17 protein-coding genes are annotated in these 18,421 nt (G+C 72.9%); 4 read left to right on the top strand and 13 right to left on the bottom strand.

The features are described 5' to 3' along the window. Positions 1-36: 36 nt before the first annotated feature. The 9 genes from HUT12_RS17370 to HUT12_RS17330 all read right to left on the bottom strand — a co-directional run bounded on the left by HUT12_RS17370 (position 37) and on the right by HUT12_RS17330 (position 7,888). The gene (locus tag HUT12_RS17370) at positions 37-1,608 is read right to left on the bottom strand and encodes a Na+/H+ antiporter (protein ID WP_217706020.1); all 1,572 of its coding nucleotides are present in this window, start codon (positions 1,606-1,608) and stop codon (positions 37-39) included. A gap of 88 nt (positions 1,609-1,696) precedes the next feature. Continuing rightward, on the bottom strand, positions 1,697-2,485 hold the full coding sequence (locus HUT12_RS17365; protein ID WP_176094050.1) for an IclR family transcriptional regulator: 789 nt from the start codon (positions 2,483-2,485) through the stop codon (positions 1,697-1,699). Next, entirely contained in the window at positions 2,482-2,862 is a 381-nt protein-coding gene (gene pcaC / locus HUT12_RS17360; protein WP_176094049.1) for a 4-carboxymuconolactone decarboxylase, read from the bottom strand. Before pcaC ends, HUT12_RS17365 begins: the two co-directional genes overlap by 4 nt. Next, positions 2,859-3,641: a 3-oxoadipate enol-lactonase gene (gene pcaD / locus HUT12_RS17355; protein WP_176094048.1), complete on the bottom strand. Its 783-nt coding sequence runs from the start codon at positions 3,639-3,641 to the stop codon at positions 2,859-2,861. The genes pcaC and pcaD overlap by 4 nt, the downstream gene beginning before the upstream one ends. After that, on the bottom strand, positions 3,638-4,975 hold the full coding sequence (gene pcaB / locus HUT12_RS17350) for a 3-carboxy-cis,cis-muconate cycloisomerase (RefSeq protein ID WP_176094047.1): 1,338 nt from the start codon (positions 4,973-4,975) through the stop codon (positions 3,638-3,640). The genes pcaD and pcaB overlap by 4 nt, the downstream gene beginning before the upstream one ends. Beyond that, positions 4,950-5,519, bottom strand: coding sequence for a protocatechuate 3,4-dioxygenase subunit alpha (pcaG, locus tag HUT12_RS17345; RefSeq protein ID WP_131054909.1), 570 nt, complete (start codon positions 5,517-5,519; stop codon positions 4,950-4,952). The genes pcaB and pcaG overlap by 26 nt, the downstream gene beginning before the upstream one ends. Beyond that, positions 5,512-6,255 (bottom strand): protocatechuate 3,4-dioxygenase subunit beta, encoded by a 744-nt coding sequence (pcaH, locus tag HUT12_RS17340; RefSeq protein ID WP_131054908.1) that lies wholly within the window; start codon positions 6,253-6,255, stop codon positions 5,512-5,514. Before pcaH ends, pcaG begins: the two co-directional genes overlap by 8 nt. A 50-nt stretch (positions 6,256-6,305) precedes the next feature. Then, positions 6,306-7,073 (bottom strand): CoA-transferase subunit beta, encoded by a 768-nt coding sequence (locus tag HUT12_RS17335; protein WP_176094046.1) that lies wholly within the window; start codon positions 7,071-7,073, stop codon positions 6,306-6,308. Then, the gene (locus HUT12_RS17330) at positions 7,070-7,888 is read right to left on the bottom strand and encodes a CoA transferase subunit A (RefSeq protein WP_131054906.1); all 819 of its coding nucleotides are present in this window, start codon (positions 7,886-7,888) and stop codon (positions 7,070-7,072) included. The genes HUT12_RS17335 and HUT12_RS17330 overlap by 4 nt, the downstream gene beginning before the upstream one ends. A gap of 320 nt (positions 7,889-8,208) precedes the next feature. On the opposite strand from HUT12_RS17330, the gene pobA reads away from it, so the two are divergent. Continuing rightward, complete coding sequence (pobA, locus tag HUT12_RS17325; protein ID WP_176094045.1) at positions 8,209-9,378, top strand: 4-hydroxybenzoate 3-monooxygenase; 1,170 nt, start codon at positions 8,209-8,211, stop codon at positions 9,376-9,378. A 3-nt stretch (positions 9,379-9,381) separates the two neighbouring features. Here the strand turns inward: pobA and HUT12_RS17320 are convergent, their stop codons facing one another. After that, positions 9,382-10,563, bottom strand: coding sequence for an epoxide hydrolase family protein (locus HUT12_RS17320; RefSeq protein ID WP_131054904.1), 1,182 nt, complete (start codon positions 10,561-10,563; stop codon positions 9,382-9,384). A 63-nt stretch (positions 10,564-10,626) separates the two neighbouring features. Here HUT12_RS17320 and HUT12_RS17315 point away from each other — a divergent pair, with 63 nt between their 5' ends. The 3 genes from HUT12_RS17315 to HUT12_RS17305 all read left to right on the top strand — a co-directional run bounded on the left by HUT12_RS17315 (position 10,627) and on the right by HUT12_RS17305 (position 15,303). Next, entirely contained in the window at positions 10,627-11,625 is a 999-nt protein-coding gene (locus tag HUT12_RS17315) for a YafY family protein (protein ID WP_162520281.1), read from the top strand. Between the two features lie 97 nt (positions 11,626-11,722). Then, positions 11,723-13,180: a PepSY domain-containing protein gene (locus HUT12_RS17310; protein WP_176094044.1), complete on the top strand. Its 1,458-nt coding sequence runs from the start codon at positions 11,723-11,725 to the stop codon at positions 13,178-13,180. A 260-nt stretch (positions 13,181-13,440) separates the two neighbouring features. Further along, on the top strand, positions 13,441-15,303 hold the full coding sequence (locus tag HUT12_RS17305) for an adenylyl cyclase (RefSeq protein ID WP_176094043.1): 1,863 nt from the start codon (positions 13,441-13,443) through the stop codon (positions 15,301-15,303). A gap of 54 nt (positions 15,304-15,357) precedes the next feature. Here the strand turns inward: HUT12_RS17305 and HUT12_RS17300 are convergent, their stop codons facing one another. The 3 genes from HUT12_RS17300 to HUT12_RS17290 form a co-directional block, all read right to left on the bottom strand. Further along, complete coding sequence (locus tag HUT12_RS17300) at positions 15,358-15,855, bottom strand: GNAT family N-acetyltransferase (RefSeq protein WP_176094042.1); 498 nt, start codon at positions 15,853-15,855, stop codon at positions 15,358-15,360. 140 nt (positions 15,856-15,995) lie between these two features. Beyond that, a complete protein-coding gene (locus HUT12_RS17295) occupies positions 15,996-17,192 on the bottom strand; it encodes a macrolide family glycosyltransferase (protein WP_254876860.1) in 1,197 nt (398 codons plus the stop codon). A 17-nt stretch (positions 17,193-17,209) separates the two neighbouring features. Next, positions 17,210-18,385, bottom strand: coding sequence for an acyl-CoA dehydrogenase family protein (locus HUT12_RS17290; protein WP_131052771.1), 1,176 nt, complete (start codon positions 18,383-18,385; stop codon positions 17,210-17,212). Between the last annotated feature and the right edge of the window lie 36 nt (positions 18,386-18,421).

Genomic DNA, 18,421 nt, shown 5'->3' with positions numbered 1-18,421 from the left:
GTTAGCAGGGGACCCTTCCTTGCACTGAGCGCGCGGTCATTCGAGCGTGCGCGGCCCGAGCAGGCGGATCTCCTCGACGTCCAGGTGCGCCTGCAACTCGCGCAGCACCACGTCGTCGATCTCCCGGGAGTCGCGCATCCGGGTGATCTCACGGCGCTTGTGGTCCAGCGCGGCCAGCCGTAGCTGACGCTCCGCCTCCTGGACGGCAGCCGTGTCGTCCTCCGGCTCGGCCTGGGCCGCGTCCAGGTGCCCGGAGTACTCGTCCTGGATCCGCCGCAGAATGTCCGCGTCGGCACCGATCCGCTCGGCGATGTCCGGCAGCGCGTCGAGGGTGACCTGGGTGGCGCGGACCCGCGCCTGCCGGCTCTCGTCCTCGCGTTCCGGGTCACCGGTGAGCCCCGCCCAGGTCAGCAGGAACGGCAGCGTGGTGCCCTGCACCAGCATGGTCAGCAGGATCACCGCCGCCACGCAGAAGATGATCAGGTCCCGTTCCGGGACCCGGTCCCCGTCGATGCTGAGCGGCACGGCGAGCGCCGCCGCCAGCGAGACCGCGCCCCGGAACCCGGCCCACCCGGCGACGGTACGGACCCGCCAGTTCACCCGACGGCTGACCGCGACCGCACGTCGGTCCACCAGCCGGGCGACGATCGCGGTGAGGTGCAGCCAGAGCATCCGCACCGCCACCAGCACCACGGCCACCACCACCGCGATAGCGAGCGCACGCAGCAGCGACACGCTGGTGACGCTGCGTACCGCCCGGGGAATCTGCATGCCGACCAGCACGAAGAGTCCACCGTTGATGAGGAAGGTGGTCAGGTCCCAGAACGACAGCGCCAGCACCCGCGACCGGGCCCGGACCACCCGGGGACTGGCCGCGGTCAGCATCAACCCGGAGACCACCACCGCGAGTACGCCGCTCTCGTGCACGACGTCGGCGAGGAAGAACGCGGCGAACGGGGTGAGCACGCTGATCGCGCCCTCCCGCAACGGGTCGTCCAGGCGCTTGCGGATGAGGATCACCACGGTGCCGACCAGCAGACCGGCGGCGATGCCACCGAGGAACGACAGGCCGACCCGCTCGACGAGTTCGAAGACGGTCGGCGCGGCACCGCCACCGAGCAGCCCGAGCGCCACGGCGAACAGCACCAGGGCGGTGCCGTCGTTGATCAGGCTCTCGGTGTGCAGCGTGGTGAGCAGCCGCCGGGGCATCCGCTTGGCCAGACCGGCCACGGCCGCGGCGTCGGTCGGGGCGAGCACCGCGCCGAGCACCCAGGCCACCGCCGGGTCGACGCCGAAGCGCTGCACGACCAGGGACACCACCACCATCGTGACGCCGACCAGCCCGACCGCCAGCAGCGTGATCACCACGATGTTCGCCCGGACCTCGCGCAGGCTGGTGGTCAGGCTCTCCCGGTAGAGGATGGCCGGCAGGAACAGCAGCAGCACCACCTCGGGGGGCAGGATGACGTGTGACAACGGCGGTAGCAGCGCCAGCAGCGCGCCCATGCAGATGAGCAGGACCGGTGGCGCGACCCGGTAGCGACCGCCGAGGGTGGTGCCGACCAGCACGGTGACGCCCAACGTGATGATCAGCAACAGCTCGCTCACGTCGCCCCCGTTCGTCGTCCACCACATGGTGGTACGCCGACCGGGCGTTCCGGGCGGATTCAGCCGACCCGCAGACGAGGGAGCCTGCCTAGCGGAGTGCTCCCCCGGCCAGGTCCTCCTCGATGCGCCGGGCGGCGGCGAGCAGCGGCGGCAGCAGTTCCCTGCGGATCGCGTCGAACGTGCCGCGGCTGGCGTGGGCGGAGACGTTGACCGCCGCGATCACGGTGCCGTCGTCGGCGCGTACCGGGGCGGCCAGCGACCGCAGCCCCTCCTCAAGTTCCTGGTCGACCAGGGCGTACCCCTGGGCGGCGATCCTGGTGAGGATGGTGCGCAGCTTGGCCGGGTCGGTGACGGTGCGACGGGTGAGCGGGCGCAGCGTCGCGGTGGCGAGGTAGTCGTCCAGCCACTGCGCGGGCTGTGCGGCGAGCAGCACCCGGCCCATCGAGGTGGCGTACGCGGGGAAGCGGGTGCCGACGCTGATCCCCACCGTCATGATCCGTTTGGCGGGCACCCGGGCCACGTAGACCACCTCGTCGCCGTCGAGGACCGAGGCGGAGCACGACTCGTGGACCTGCGCGACCAGGGCCGCCATGTGCGGCCGGGCCACCTCCGGCAGACCCAGGCCGGAGAGGTACGCGTAGCCGAGGTCCAGGATGCGTGGGCGCAGCGAGAACAACCGCCCGTCGGTGTGCACGTAGCCCAACTCGACCAGGGTGAGCAGGAACCGTCGGGCGGCGGCGCGGGTCAGCCCGGTGGCGCGGGCGACCTCGCTGAGGGTGAGTTGCGGGTGCTCCGCGTCGAACGCCCTGATCACGGCGAGACCGCGTTCCAGCGACTGGACGAACTCGCCGGATCGCGTGGTCGCCGCGTCGGTCACTGGGCCTCCTGCCGCAGGGTCTCCTGGGCCACCTTGAACGCCCGGTTCGCCGCCGGTACGCCAGCGTAGACGGCCACCTGCAACAGGACCTCACCGACCTCCTGCGGGGTCAGGCCGTTGCGCAGCGCGGCGCGTACGTGCATCGCCAGTTCCGCGTCGTGGTGCTGGGTGGCGAGGACGGCGAGGGTGATGCAACTGCGGGTACGCCGGTCCAGCCCGTCCCGGGTCCAGATCTCACCCCACGCGTACCGGGTGATCAGGTCCTGGAAGTCGGCGGTGAACTCGTCGGTGTCGGCGACCGCCCGGTCCACGTGGGCGTCGCCGAGCACCTGCCGGCGTACCGCCATCCCGGCCTCGTGTCGTTGCGCGTCGGTCACGGCGTCGCCCTGCCTTCCGGGTCGAGGTGGCTCGTCAGCAGGCGGGAGACGGCCTCGGGTCGTTCGACGTTGGCCAGGTGGGCGGCGTCGGCCAGCACGACCAGCCGGGCACCGTCGATCCGCGCGGCGATGTCGGCGGCGTGCGCGGGCGGGGTCGCCGGGTCGTCGGCGGCGGCGACCACGAGCGTGGGGGCGCGTACCGACGCGAGGGCGGGACGCAGATCCATGGCGGCGATCGCCTCGCAGCAGGCGGCGTACCCGGCGGGCGGGGTGAGGGCCAGCATGTCCTGGTAGTCGGCGACGGTGTCGGGGTGCGCGGCGGCGAACGCGGGGGTGAACCAGCGGGACACGATCGCGTCGGTGACCGTGTGCAGCAGACCGGCGCGGACGGTCGCGGCGCGGGACCGCCATCCGTCGGCCGGGCCGAGCGCCGCCGAGGTGCAGAGCAGGGCCAGGCGGTCGATGCGCTCGGGCGCGTACGCGGCCAGCCACATGCCGACCATGCCGCCGAGGGAGAGCCCCGCGTAGTGGACCCGCTCGACGTCCAGGTCGTCGAGCAGCCCGAGCACCTTCCGGCCCAGCAGGTCGATCGTGTACGGCCCGGGGGGCGCGGGTGAGGCGCCGTGACCGAGATGGTCGTACCGGAGCACCCGGAACCGGGTGGCGAGCGCCGCCACCTGCGGCTGCCACATGGCGCCGGTGGTCCCCAGCGAGCTGCCCAGCACCAGCACCGGCGCGTCCGGCGGACCGTCCACGGTGGCGTGCAGCACGTCGGTCACGAGCCGGACCTCCCGTATGCGAGCGCCCGGTCGACCAGGTGGCCGGCGGACCCGAGCCAGGCGCGCGGGTCCAGGGCGGCGTCGAGGTCGGCCTCGGACAGGTGGGCCCGCACCTGTGCGTCGGCGAGCAGGGCGTCCCGGAAACGTGGGCCGGTGGTGGCCCGGCGGACCAGGTCGTGGGCGGCGGCGCGGCCCAGCGCCGGGGCGAGTCGGGCGGCGACCGCCTCGGCCATCGGCAGCCCGCCGGTGGCGTCCAGGTTGGCCCGCATCCGTTGCGGGTCCACCCGAAGGTGGGTCAGCATCCGGGCGGTCCGGGCGGCGGCCCCGCCGGCCAGGTGCACCAGGTCCAGCAGCGGCTCCCACTCGGCGTGCCAGCCACCGGCGGCGCGCTCGTGTTCCTGCCCGGCAGCGGCGAACAGGGTGCCGACCAGCCCGGGACCCCGTCGGGCGGCGGCGCCGACCAGGATCGAGTCGACCGGGTTGCGCTTGTGCGGCATCGCCGAGGAGCCGCCGCGTCCCGCACCGCCCTCGGACAGCTCGCCGACCTCGGTCTGGGCGAGCAGACCGACGTCGAGCGCGACCTTGCCGGCGGCGGCGAGCAGCCCACCGAGCGCGGCGGCCAGGTCGAGGACGGGTTGCCGGCGGGTGTGCCAGGGCAGCGGAGCCGCCGCCAGGCCCAGCCGGGCGGCGAAGCGCTCGACCACCGCCGGGCCGGCCGGACCGTACCCGGCGAGCGTGCCGACCGCGCCGCCGAGCTGCGCGGGCAGGCTGTCGCGCACCTGGAGTACGCGGCGGCGCGCCTCGACGAGGCCGAGCAGCCAACCGGCCGCCTTGAGCCCGAAGGTGGTGGGCGCGGCCTGCTGGCCCAGGGTCCGCCCGATCATCGGGGTGTCCCGGTGGGCACGGGCGAGACCGGCGACGGCGTCGACGGCCGCGTCGAGGTGCCGCAGCAGCGGCGTCAGCGCCCGCGAGAGCACCAGCGCCAGCGCGCTGTCGAGCACGTCCTGGCTGGTGGCGCCGTAGTGCACCCAGGGGCGGGCCGACTCGGCGACGGCGGCGGTCAGTTCCCGCACCAGCGGTACGACCGGATTGCCGGCGTCCTCCGCCGCCGCGCCCAGGACCACCGGATCGTACGCGTCGGCGCGGCACCCGGCGGCGATCGCCTCGGCGGCCGGGGCGGGCACCAGTCCGGCGTCGGCGGCGGCCCGGACCAGCGCGGCCTCCACGTCCAGCAGCGCCCGCAGCAGGGCGGTGTCGCCGAGCTCGGCATCGACGTCCGGTGTGCCGGACAGGCCCCGCAGCAGGGTGTCAGAGGGCGAAGAAGACGGTCTCATGCTCCCCCTGCAGACGGATGTCGAACCGGTAGCCGTCCGGGGCCGGGCGGGCCAGCAGCGTGTCCCGACGGTCGGGGTCGACGGTACGCAGCACCGGGTCGGTGGCGTTGGTCGGCTCGCCGGGGAAGTAGATCCGGGTGACCAGGCGGTGCAGCAGCCCGCGCCCGAGGACGGAGACGGTCAGGTGCGGTGCCTCGGTCCCGCCCTCCGGGGCGGGCAGCGGTCCCGGCTTGACGGTGAGCAGCGCGTACTCCCCCTGCGGGTCGGTCTCGGCGCGGCCGAAGCCACGGAAGCCGGCGACCGACGGCGGCCGGGCGCCGCGCGGGTCGTCGGGGTGGTCGAAGCGACCGTCCGGGTCGGCCTGCCAGCTCTCCACCAGGGCGTCGGGCACCGGTGCGCCGGTGCCGTCGACGATGCGGCCCCGGATCCAGAACGCCTCCGGGGTGCCCTCGGGCACCACGTACGCCCCGTCCGCCCAGCGCAGGCCGATGTGCAGGTACGGCCCGACGGTCTGGGCGGGCGTGACACCGAGACGTTCAGTCATCGTGGTCGTCCTCGTCCTCGAAGGGGGTGGCCTCCCGGCCGCGCAGCACGATGTCGAACGCGTACGCCAGCGCCCACTCGGGTCGGGTCGCGTCGTGGTCGTACCGGGCGACCATGCGCTCCCGGGCCTGTGGGTCGCGGACCGAGTTGAAGATCGGGTCCTGGAAGAACAGCGGGTCGCCGGGAAAATACATCTGGGTCACCAGGCGCTGGGTGAAGGCGCGCCCGAACAGCGAGAAGTGGATGTGCGCGGGTCGCCAGGCGTTGTCGTGGTTGCGCCACGGGTACGCGCCGGGCAGCACGGTGACGAACTCGTAGCGCCCGTCGGCGTCGGTGCGGGCCCGCCCGACGCCGGTGAAGTGCGGGTCGATCGGGGCCGGCCAGGTGTCGGCGGCGTGCCGGTAGCGACCGGCGGCGTTGGCCTGCCAGATCTCCACCAGGGTGTGCGGCACGGCGCGCCCGTCGCCGTCGCGTACCCGGCCGTGCACGATGATCCGCTGCCCCTGCGGTTCGCCGTCGTGCTGGCGGGTCAGGTCGTGGTCGAGGTCGCCGATGCGTCCGTCACCGAGCAGCGGGCCGGTGATCTCGGTGAGTCGCTGCGGCAGGTGGACCAGGGGCTGGGCGGGGGCACGGGCCACCGTGGAGCGGTAACCGGGGCTGAGCAGGGGCGGATGGGCCTCGACGTCGTCACGTCGATAGCTCGGCAGCACCAGCCGGGCGCCGCTGTCTCGGGTCATGGCGTGGGTTCTCCCCTCGGTGTCGGCGGGTCCCCGCCGGGGCCGCCCGCTCACCGGGTCGACCGGACGGTCGCCTCGAGAGCGCGCAGCGCGGTGAGTTCGGTGGCGCTGGGCGGCGTGCCGGTGGCCAGGTCGTCGGCGACGGCGACGGGCCAGCCGGTGGCCGCCCTCGCCTGTGCCACGGTGACCCCCGGGTGCAGTCGGGTCAGGGTGAGTTCGCAGGTGGCCGGGTCGGCTTCGAGCACACCGAGGTCGGTGATGACGGTCTTCGGGCCGCCGCCACGCAGGCCCAGCCGGGCCCGGGCGCCGGGCCCGTCGCCGTAGCCGACGGAGGTGACGAAGTCGACGCGGTCGGTGAACGTCCGGCGGCTCTGCCGCACCACGACCACCACCTCCCGGCAGGAGGCGGCGATCTCCGGTGCGCCCCCGGCGCCGGGCAGTCGCACGGCAGGGTCGCGGTAGTCGCCGCCGATGACGGTGGTGTTGATGTTGCCGTACCGGTCGAGCTGCGCGGCGCCGAGGAACCCGACGTCGATGCGGCCGGGCTGCAACCAGTAGTTGAAGACCTCGGGCACCGAGACCACCGCGTCGGCGGTGTCGGCGAGCACGCCGTCGCCGATGGACAGCGGGAGCCGGTCGGGCTTGGCGCCGAGGCAGCCCGACTCGTAGACGAGCACCAGATCGGGGGCGTGGGTCGCCCGGGCCAGGTTCGCCGCGGTGCTGGGCAGCCCGATGCCGACGAAGCAGGCGGTGCCGTCGCGCAGTTGCCGGGCGGCGGCGACCGTCATCATCTCGTCGGCGGTGTACCCGTCGGTCATGCCGGCACCTCCACGTCGCGTACGTGCCGCTCGATCCACTCCTGGAAGGTGTCGCGGTCCCGGCTGACCGCGTCCCAGGCGCGGTAGAAGTCGTTGTCGCGGACCGAGTAGTCCTGGGTGTAGGAGGGGTGGGCGCCGCCGGGCACCCGGGCCACCGCGTCCACGACCCAGCCGGGCAGCACCACCTGCCCCGGCACCGGGGTCAGCTCGTCGACGATCTCCTCCACGGTGACCAGCGACCGGTCGGCGGCGAGCACCGCCTCCTTCTGCACGCCGGTGATGCCCCACATCTGCACGTTGCCGGCGCGGTCGGCGCGCTGGGCGTGCACCACGGTCACGTCGGGGCGCAGGGCGGGCACGGCGGTGAGCGTCTCGCCGGTGAACGGGCAGTCCACGGTGCGGATGTTGTCGGTGTGCCGGGGCAGGTCGGTGCCGGTGTAGCCGCGCATCACCGCGAACGGCAGCCCGGAGGCCCCGGCGACGTACCGGTTGGCCATCCCGGCGTGGCTGTGCTCCTCCAGTTCCAGCGGGACCGGCCAGGAGTTCTGCACCGCGTCGCGGAAGCGGTGCAGCGAGCCGACGCCGGGGTTGCCGCCCCAGGAGAAGACCAGCCGTCGGGCGCAGCCGGCGCCGATGAGCTGGTCGTAGATGACGTCCGGGGTCATCCGGACCAGGGTCAGGTCACGCCGCCCCTGCCGGATGATCTCGTGGCCGGCGGCGAACGGGATCAGGTGGGTGAATCCTTCCAGCGCCACCGTGTCACCGTCGCGGACCAGGTCCGCGACGCCGTCGGCCAGCGAGACGAGCTTCGCCATGGGCCTCTCCACCTCCCGATCTCCGCGGCCCGCCAGCCTGTTCGGCATACGGACGCGCGTACTTATCTCGAACGTAGCGGTCCGCCGTCGACCCCGTCAACGCACCCGACCGGCGGCGCGGCGCGGCCGGGAAATGGTGCGGCACGCCCGTTGACTCGGCCCCGACCCGCGTGCCAACGTTCCTGATGAGAACGGACGTTCGGCTTGCGAACAGCCGGTGACCCCTCCCCCGCGACGGGACGGGGTGTCCTCCGGAACGCCGTGACGCCCGGCCGTCGCGCGTACGCGCACGGCACGCCAGACAGGTCGAGGAGGCACGGATGCGCACCCAGGTCGGCATCGTCGGGGCGGGACCGGCCGGTCTCATGCTGTCGCACCTGCTGCACCGGCACGGCATCGACTCGGTGGTGCTGGAGAGCCGCAGCCGGGAGTACGTGGAGCACCGGGTCCGCGCGGGAGTGCTCGAACAGGGCTCGGTCGACCTGTTGCGCCGGACCGGCCTGGGGGCGCGGCTGGACCGGGAGGGGATGCGGCACGAGGGCATCGAGCTGCGCTTCGACGGCGAGTCGCACCGGGTGCCGATGACCGAGCTGACCGGCCGGGCGATCACCGTGTACGGGCAGCAGGAGGTGGTCAAGGACCTGATCGCCGCCCGGCTCGCCGCCGACGCGACGATCCTCTTCGAGGCCGAGGCGGTACGCCTGTCCGGCCTGGACTCCGCGCCGGTGGTGCACTACCGGCACGAGGGCGTCGAGGCGGAACTGCACTGCGACTTCGTGGTGGGCTGCGACGGCTTCCACGGGATCAGTCGCGCGGCCGTGCCCGACGGGGTGCTGCACACGTACGAGCGGACGTACCCGTTCGCCTGGCTGGGGGTGCTGGCCGCCGCCCCGCCCGCGGTGGACGAACTGATCTACGCCCACCACGAGCGGGGTTTCGCGCTGTACAGCCTGCGCTCGCCGGAGATCTCCCGGCTCTATCTCCAGGTGCCCGCCGACTCGGACATCGCCGACTGGCCGGACGAACGGATCTGGGCCGAGCTGCGGACCCGGCTGGAGACCGTGCCCGGGTGGCGCCTCAACGAGGGACCGGTCCTGGAGAAGTCGATCACGCCGTTGCGCAGCCTGGTGGTGGAGCCGATGCGCTGGCAGAGACTCTTCCTGGCCGGTGACGCCGTACACATCGTGCCGCCCACCGGCGCGAAGGGCATGAACCTGGCGCTGGCCGACGTCGCGCTGCTCGGCGACGCCTTCGCCGCCTGGTACGCCGACGGGAGCACCGACCTGCTCGACGGGTACTCGGCCACCGCGCTGCGGCGGGTGTGGCGGGCCCAGCAGTTCTCCTGGTGGATGACCTCGATGCTGCACCGGCTCGACGCGGACGACCCGTACGAGGCGAAGATCCAGTCGGCGACCCTGCGGTACGTGACCACCTCCGACGCGTACGCGACCAGCCTGGCGGAGAACTACGTGGGCCTGCCGCAGGTCTGAGCCCTACCGCAGGGCGCCGAAGAAGGTGCGCAAGTCGGCGACGAAGACCTGCGGCTGCTCCAGGGCGAAGAAGTGCCCGCCGGTGTCGTACTCGGCCCAGTGCACCACGTGGTGGTCGCGTTCGGCGAGCCGCCGCACGGTGACGTCACGGGACCGGGACACCAGCACCCCGGTCGGCACGGTGGACGGCTCCCCCACGCCCCAGTCGCCCGCCGCGTCGTCGCCGCACGCCTCGTCGGACCAGGTGGCGGCGGTGATGTCCTCGTAGTAGACCTGGGCTGCGGAGCCGGCCGTGCCGGTCAGCCAGTACAGGGTGACGTTGGTCAGCAGTCGGTCCCGGTCGACCACGTCGTCGAGGTTCCCGTCGGCGGGCAGGTCGGTCAGCCGGTGGAACATCTCGACGATCCAGGCGAGCTGGCCCACCGGCGAGTCGTGCAGCCCGTAGGCGAGCGTGTGCGGTGACTTCGCCTGGATCTGGAGGTACCCGTCGTTGTAGGCGGTCAACGCGTCCAGCCTGGCCTGCTCGACGTCGGTGAGTCCGTCGAGTTCGCCCTCGACCCCGGACGGGAAGGTGAGCAGCGCGTTGACGTGCACGCCGACCACCCGCTCCGGCGCCTGCCGACCGATCGCCGGGGCGACGTACGAGCCGGTGTCGCCGCCCTGCACGCCGTAGCGGGCGTAACCGAGCCGGCGCATCAGCTCGACCAGCGCGCCGGCCATCCGTTCGCTGCCCCAGCCGGGCCCGGACAGCGGTGCGGAGAAGCCGAATCCGGGTAGCGACGGGATCACCAGGTGGAAGGCTTCCGCCGGGTCGCCGCCGTGCGCGCGGGGGTCGGTCAGCGGCCCGACGGTGTCCAGGAACTCCAGGAACGAGCCCGGCCAGCCGTGCAGCAGGAGCAACGGGAGCGCGTCCGGCTCGGGCGAGCGTACGTGGAGGAAGTGCAGCGGTTGCCCGTCGATCTCGGTGCGGTGGTGCGGGAGGGTGTTCAGCTCCGCCTCGTGGCCGCGCCAGTCGTAGCGGGTACGCCAGTACTCGGCCAGGTCCCGGAGCTGGTCCACCGGTACGCCCCGGGTCCAGCCGACGTCGGGCAGCGCGGGCCAGCGGGTGGTGGCCAGCCGGGCGTGCAGGTCGTCGAGCTGGGACTGCGGGACGTCCAGGTGGAACGGGACGATGTCGTCGGTCATGCGGTCGACGCTAGGAGCCGGTTAGGTCAGTTCCGGTCCTAAGCCGGTGGCATCCTCGATCACATGTCGACGCCCTCCGCACGCCTGCTCCGGTTGCTGTCGCTGTTGCAGACGTACCGTCAGTGGTCCGGCGCGGAACTGGCGGCGCGGCTCGGGGTCACCGCGCGGACCGTGCGCCGGGACGTCGACCGACTCCGCGAGCTGGGCTACCCGGTGCACGCCACCCAGGGCACCGGCGGCTATCGGCTCGGTGCCGGCGCGGCGCTGCCACCGCTGCTGCTCGACGACGACGAGGCGGTGGCCGTGACGATCGGGCTGCGGACCGCCACCGCCAGTGCGGTCAGCGGCATCGGCGAGACCGCCCTGCGCGCCCTGCACAAGGTGGAGCAGGTGCTGCCGTCCCGGTTGCGGCACCGGGTCAGCGGGCTGCACCGCGCCACGGTACGCGCCGAGAGTCCCGGCCCGACGGTCTCCCCGGACGTGCTGGTGGCAGTCTCCGACGCGTGTCACCGTCGGGAGGGGCTGCGGTTCGACTACACCAGCCATCACGGCGACCGGTCGCGGCGCACCGTCGAGCCGCACGCGCTGGTGAGCTGGGGCCGGTACTGGTACCTCGTCGCCTGGGACGTCGACCGCGAGGACTGGCGCTCGTTCCGGGTCGACCGGCTACGTCCGCGTACGCCCACCGGGCCCCGGTTCGTCGCCCGTGAGCTGCCCGACCCGGACGCGAGCGCCTACCTGGCACGGACGCTGTCGACCGGCCCGTACCCGGTCCGGACCACCGTCACGATGCACGCGCCCGCCGCCGTGGTGGCCGAGCGGGTCTGGCCGGGCATGGGTGCGGTGGAGGCGGTCGACGACCACCGCTGCCTGCTGCACCTCGGCGCGGCGACGGCCGCAGACCTGGCCTGGATGATCGCGGTCCTCGGCGTCGACTTCACCGTGCCCGGCCCGCCCGAGCTGGTGACGGCGCTGCGCGACCTGGGCGAGCGCTGCCACCGGGGCGTCTCGGGCGGGGACGGCGAGAGTGGCGGGAACTGCGACGGCCCGGCGGCCGACTAGAGGGCAGAGCGGCGGGCGACCGGGCGACGGCAGCAACAGCGACCCGAAGGGCACGGGCGCGTCCGCGGAAAGACCTTCTAGTCCGATCGGAAAAGTCATGTCTCTGACCGAAGTCTCCGGTGCCTCCACACCGGACTCCACGCCCGGCCCGGAACGGCCCGCCGCCGAACCGTCGCCCGCCCGCGCACCACGCCGCCCCTCGCCGCTGGCCGCACTCCTGGTCCGCCTGCACTTCTATGCGGGCGTCCTGGTCGCGCCCTTCCTGGTCGTCGCCGCCCTGACCGGCCTGGCGTACACCGTCACCCCGCAACTGGACCGGATCCTCTACGCCGACGAGCTGACCGTCGCCTCCGTCGGTGAGCCGAGGCCGCTGGCCGAGCAGATCACCGCCGCGCGGGCGTTCCATCCCGAGGGCAGCCTGTTCGGCGTCTCCCCCGGCACCGGCGAGCACACCACCCGGGTGGTGTTCGCGCTGCCCGAGCTGGGCGACAAGCAGCACACCGTCTACGTCGACCCGTACACCGCCGAGGTACGCGGACAGTTGACCACCTGGTTCGGCTCCACGCCCGCCACCACCTGGCTGGACGACCTGCACCGCCACCTGCACCTCGGTGACCTGGGACGGCACTACTCCGAGATCGCCGCGAGCTGGCTGTGGGTGCTGGCGCTGGGCGGGATCGCCCTGTGGTGGCGTCGGCGCGGCGGACGCGCTCGGGTGAGGCACCTGCTGGTGCCGGACGTCTCCGCCGGCAAGGGGGTCCGGCGTACCCGGAGCTGGCACGCCACCACCGGCGTCTGGCTCGCGGTGGGTCTGCTCGTGCTCTCCGCCACCGGGCTGACCTGGTCCCGGTTCGCCGGGGGGAACTTCGCCGCCGGCCTGGACGCCATGGACGCCGGCCGGCCCGCGCTGTCGACCGGCCTGTCCGGCGTACCGGCCGACTCCGGCGGCGCACACGACCACGGCGGGGCACCCGTGGGGGCCGCCGACCCGGCCGCCTTCGACCGGGTGGAGGCCGCCGCCCGCACCGCCGGTCTGGACGGGCCGATCGAGATCACCCCGGGCGAGCCGGGCAGCGCGTGGGCGGTCGCCCAGACCGACAACACCTGGCCGGTGGGCCGGGACCAGGTGGCCGTCGACCCGGCCGACGGCACGGTGACCGCGCGCCTGGACTTCGCCGACTGGCCGTTGCTGGCCCAGGTGAGCGCGCTCGGCGTACAGGCGCACATGGGTCTGCTCTTCGGGGTGGTCAACCAGGTCCTGCTCGCCGCGCTCGCCATCGGCCTGCTCTGCGTCATCGTCTGGGGCTACCGGATGTGGTGGCAGCGCCGCCCCACCCGCACCGACCGACGGGCGTATGCCGGGGCGCCACCCGCCCGTGGCGGTCTGCGCGGGCTGCCGCCGTGGGTGCTGCTGGTCGGCGTACCGGTGACGGTCGCGCTGGGCTGGGCGCTGCCGTGGTTCGGCGTCCCGCTGCTCGGCTTCCTGGTCGTCGACACCGCCCTGGGGCTGGCCGCCCGGCGGCGCGGCCGGACCGCGACGCCCGCCACCCGGTGAGGCGTGCCGTCCCGGCCGGGTGTCGTGATCCGCCCGGGACGGCACCGTCGGCTCTCTGCCGGGCCCACGTGGTGGAACCCCACGGAAATCGATGCGTCCCGACCATGGCGCGTGGCGCGGTTACGGGGTAGAAACATCTCGACCCCGATTTCTTCACACCGTGATACAAGTCCGCCCCAGCGAGAGAGCGCTCTCACGCAACGGGGTCCACCGCGTCGTCGGGCCGGAGATCACGCCGTCCCGACGGGAAGGACGAACGCATGCCGACTCGACCACACCGCCGGCGGCTCGGTCGCGCGCTGGCCTTCGGCCTCGTGCTGACCACCGCCGCCGTCTCCACCACCACCCCGGCCGGTGCGGGACCGCCCCGCCCGGTCACCCCGGACTTCGGGCCGAACGTCACGATCTTCGACCCGAGCATGCCGGTCAGCCGGATCCAGGCCACCCTCGACGCGGCCCACGCCGCGCAGGTCGACAACGAGATGGGCACCACCCGGCACGCGTACCTGTTCCGGCCGGGCAGCTACGGCACGGCCGCGCAGCCGCTCCAGATCAAGGTCGGCTACTACACCGAGATCTCCGGGCTCGGCGCCTCCCCCACCGACGTGGTCATCAACGGCAAGATCGAGGCGTACAACCGGTGCCTGACCGAGGGGGGCACCGGCAACTGCATCGCGCTGGTCAACTTCTGGCGCACGCTGTCCAACCTGTCGCTGCGCGTCAACGCCACCGGTCAGGACGACTGCCGTGCCTCGGCCAACTTCTGGGCGGTCTCCCAGGCGGTGTCGATGCGCCGACTGGACATCAGCGGCGGCGGGCTCTCGCTGATGGACTACTGCACCAACGGGCCGCAGTACGCCAGCGGCGGCTTCATCGCCGACTCCCGGCTGCCGGCCACCACCAACGGCTCCCAGCAGCAGTGGCTGACCCGCAACAGCGAGGTCGAGAGCTGGTCCAACGGGGTGTGGAACCAGGTCTTCGCCGGAGTGGTGGGCGCCCCCGACGACGACGGGTTCCCCGACCCGCCGTACACCACCCTGGACACCACACCGGTCAGCCGGGAGAAGCCGTACCTGTTCGTCGACGCCAAGGGCAAGTACCAGGTCCGGGTGCCCGCCGCCCGCCGGGACACCCGGGGTGTCACCTGGGCGAACGGGCTGACGCCGGGACGCACCATCCCGATCGGTGACTTCTTCGTCGCCAAGCCGTCCGACTCGGTGCAGACGATCAACTCGCAGCTCGCCCGAGGCAGGCACCTGCTGCTCACCCCGGGCGTGTACGACGTGGCCCGCAGCATCGAGGTACGCCGGCCCGACACCGTCGTGCTCGGCATCGGACACGCCACGCTCACCGCCGTCAAGGGAGCCGTACCGCTCGACGTCGCCGGGGTGCCCGGCGTGGTGGTCGCCGGAGTCACCATCGACGCCGGCCTCACCGAGTCGCCGGTGCTGCTGCGGGTCGGCCGCAAGCACGGCCGCGACCACAGCACGCCGAAGAACCCGACGACGCTCTCCGACGTGTACTTCCGGATCGGCGGACCGCACATCGGCAAGACCGACACCGCGCTGGAGGTCAACAGCGACCATGTCCTGATCGACCACACCTGGGTGTGGCGCGGCGACCACGGTGTGGAGGGCTTCACCGAGGGGGTCAACGGCGACACCGACCGCTGGCGGACCAACACCGGACGGTACGGCGCGGTCATCAACGGCGACCACGTCACCGCCACCGGCCTGTTCGTGGAGCACTTCCAGCGGTACAACACCGTTTGGAACGGCGAGCACGGCACCACGGTCCTCTACCAGAACGAGCTGCCGTACGACCCGCCCACGCAGGCGGACTGGATGAACGGCACGGTCAACGGGTGGGCCGGTTACAAGGTCGCCGACCGGGTGCGGCACCACACCCTGTACGGCGGCGGCGTGTACGTGTTCAACCAGAACAACCCGTCGATCCGTACCGAGAACGGATTCGAGGTGCCGGTGCGGCCCGGTGTCCGGCTGCACCACATCATGACGGTGAACCTGAGCGCCGGCACCATCGACCACGTGGTCAACGGGGTGGGCGAGGCCGCCGACATGGACCGGGTCGGCGCACCCGTCTACCTGCGCCAGTACCCGTAGGAGTGAAAGGAGGGGTCCCCTGCTAACGCCTGGTGCATAGCAGGGGACCCCTCCTTACATCACGACCGGGCTGCGGCGTTCCAGGAGGACGACGTCGCGCCAGCGGCCGTGGTGCCGGCCCACCCGTTGCCGGGTGCCGACGACACGGAAGCCGGCCCGCCGGTGCAGCGCCAGACTGGCGACGTTCTCCGGGAAGACGCCGGACTGGATGGTCCAGACACCGGCCGCCTCGGTCGAGGCGATCAACCCGTCCAGCAGCAGCCCGGCCACGCCACGACCCTGGGCTGCCGGATCCACGTAGACGGAGTGCTCCACCACCCCGGCGTACACCGCCCGGGTCGAGGTCGGCGACACCGCGATCCAGCCGAGCAGCGCGCCGTCGGCGTCCACCGCGACCAGCCGGTGTGCCGGCAGCCGACCGGCGTCGAAGGCGGCCCAGGTCGGCGCGACGGTCTCGAAACTGGCCTGCCCGCCGTCCAACCCGGCCTGATAGATCGCCAACACCCGCTCGGCGTCCCCACCCCGCATCGGTCGAAGCCTGACGTCGGCCATGAGACTCCCATCCCCGTCATGCACAACGAGCCGGCACCCACGCCCGCCCCGATCATCGTGGCAGTGTGGCTGTCCGACACGCCGACCCGGCAACAGCCACACCGCCACGCTGACGCCGGATCACCCGCGCACCGCCACGATCACCCGCGCACCGCCACGACGGTGTCAGCGGTCGGCCAGGAAGCTCTCCACCGCCTCCGCCGCGTGCCGCACCCCGCCGTTCGCCCGCACCTCGGACCGGAGCGTGTCCAGCCGTCGCCGCAGCTCCGGGTCGTCGGCGACCGCGTCGACGGCCGTCCGCAGGGTCTGCGCGGTGACCTCGTCCGCCGGCAGCAGCCGGCCGCCACCAGCCGGTCGGCGTTGGCGAACTGGTCCACCGCCTGTGGGATCGCCACCGTGGGTACGCCGCACCAGAGCGCCTCGGTGCAGCCGCCCATCCCGGCGTGGGTGACGAACGCCGAGGCGTGCCCCAGCACCATCACCTGCGGCACCCGGCGGTGCACCTCGACGTTGGCCGGCTGTGGACCCAGCTCGGCCGGGTCCACCTTGTCGCCGACCGCGAGCACCACGTGCCAGCGGGAGTCGGCGAACCCGCTCAGGCACGCGCGGTAGACCGGCATCTGGTCGTTGTACGCGGTGCCGAAGGAGACCAGCAGCACCGGCAGTCCGTCGGCCGGTGGCGTCCAGCCCGGTTCGTCGAGCCGGGCGGGGTCGAGGCACGGGCCGACGAACCGTACGCGCTGGCGCGACACCCGGTCGGCGTGCGGCTGCATCGCCTCGGGGATCAGGGCGAGGACGTGCGGCGGACGGCTCAGGAACACGTGCCCGTCCTGGTGGACGCCGTTCTCGGCAAGCCACCGGTCCAGCGTGGCGTAGTAGTCGCGCCCGGACTCCGAGGCACGCAGGGCGGTGAAGAACTCCGCCATGTCCTCGTCGTAGCCGTCCCAGGCGACCATCGCGGGCGACAGTTGCACGGCCGGTACGCCGTACCTGGTGCCGAGCAGCGGTCCCGCCAGCCCGCCGATGTCGTACAGCACGAGGTCCGGCCGGTCCTCGTCGTAGCGGGCGGTCAGCCGGGGCAGCACCGCCACGGCCTCGTCGAGGAAGATCCGCATCGCCGCACCCGGGTCCTCCGGCCAGGCCGTGTCGCCCAGCGGCAGGATCGTCGGGTGGGCGAGCGGCTCCGCGCCGGCCGACGCGACCAGGTCGGTCAACGGTGCGCCGATCGCGTACGTGACGCGGTGGCCCCGGTCCACGAGTTCGCGGATCAGGGCCAGCGAGGGATAGACGTGACTCGGCGCGGTGCTGCCGATCATGGCGATGTGGCGAGCGGACATGACGACGATTCTGACGACTACCCGGCCAGATGCCCGCCGATTTTCGTGTACCCCCGCAGCAGGTCGCGGGCGATGATCAGCCGCTGCATCTCGTCGGTGCCCTCGAAGATGCGATAGAGCCGCACCTGCCGGTACCAGCGTTCGATCGGCAGCTCCCGGGTGTAGCCCATGCCGCCGTGGATCTGGAGCACCCGGTCCACCACCCGGTTGACCATGCCGGCGCCGTAGAGCTTCGCCATCGAGGAGGCGTGTCGCGGGTCCAGGCCCGCGTCGACCGTCCAGGCGGCACGCAGGATCAGCCACCGGGCCGCCTCCAGCTCGGTCTCCGAGTCGGCGATCATCCACTGGATGGCCTGGTTGGTGCCGATCTTCTTGCCGAAGGTCTCGCGCGTGTTGGCGTGCTCGATAGCCATCCGCAGCGCCCGTTCGGCGATGCCGACGGCGTGCGAGGGGATGGTGTACCGCCCCTTGCCGATCCACTCCATGCCGAGGGCGAAGCCCTGGCCGATCTCGCCGAGGATGTTGCGGTGCGGCACGCGTACGTCGTCGAAGACCAGCGACGCCGGCCCGCCCTCGCCCATCGTCGGGATGAACTCCGACCGCCAGCCCATCGCCCGGTCCACCAGGAACGCGGTCGCCCCGCCGTTGCGGGCGCCCCGCTCGGGATCGGTGACGGCGATGACGATGGCGAAGTCGGCCTCGTTGCCGCCGGTGATGAAGGTCTTCTCGCCGTTGAGGATCCAGTCGTCACCGTCGCGGCGGGCGCTGAACCGGATGTTGGCCGCGTCCGAGCCGGCGCCCGGTTCGGTGATGGCGAAGCAGGAGAGCCGCTCCCCCTCGATGGTGGGCAGCAGGAACTCCTTCTGCTGCTCGTCGGTGGCGTGGAAGAGGATGTTGTCGGCCTCACCGCCGAACCGGAACGGCACGAACGTACGGCCGATCTCGGTCCAGATCAGCGACTGGACGACGGCGGGCAGTTCCATGCCGCCGTACCGCTGCGGGGTGGCCAGGCCCCAGAAGCCGAAGGCACGCGCCTTGAGCTGCAACTCGCGCAGCTCGGCGCGTTCCAGGCCGGGCTGGTGGGCCCGTTCCCGGCGCAGCAGCTCCTGTTCCAGCGGCATGACCTCGCGGGCGATGAAGTCGCGGGCGGTGTCGCGGATGGCCCGTTCCTCGTCGGACAGTCCGAAGTCCATGTGCTCACCCGTCCTTTCGGTTGGGCTGGTGACGTC

It is taken from the genome of Verrucosispora sp. NA02020 (assembly GCF_013364215.1).
GTDB lineage: Bacteria > Actinomycetota > Actinomycetes > Mycobacteriales > Micromonosporaceae > Micromonospora.
The sequence above is the reverse complement of the archived record's forward strand: the minus strand, read 5'-3'. Positions and strand labels throughout refer to the sequence as shown.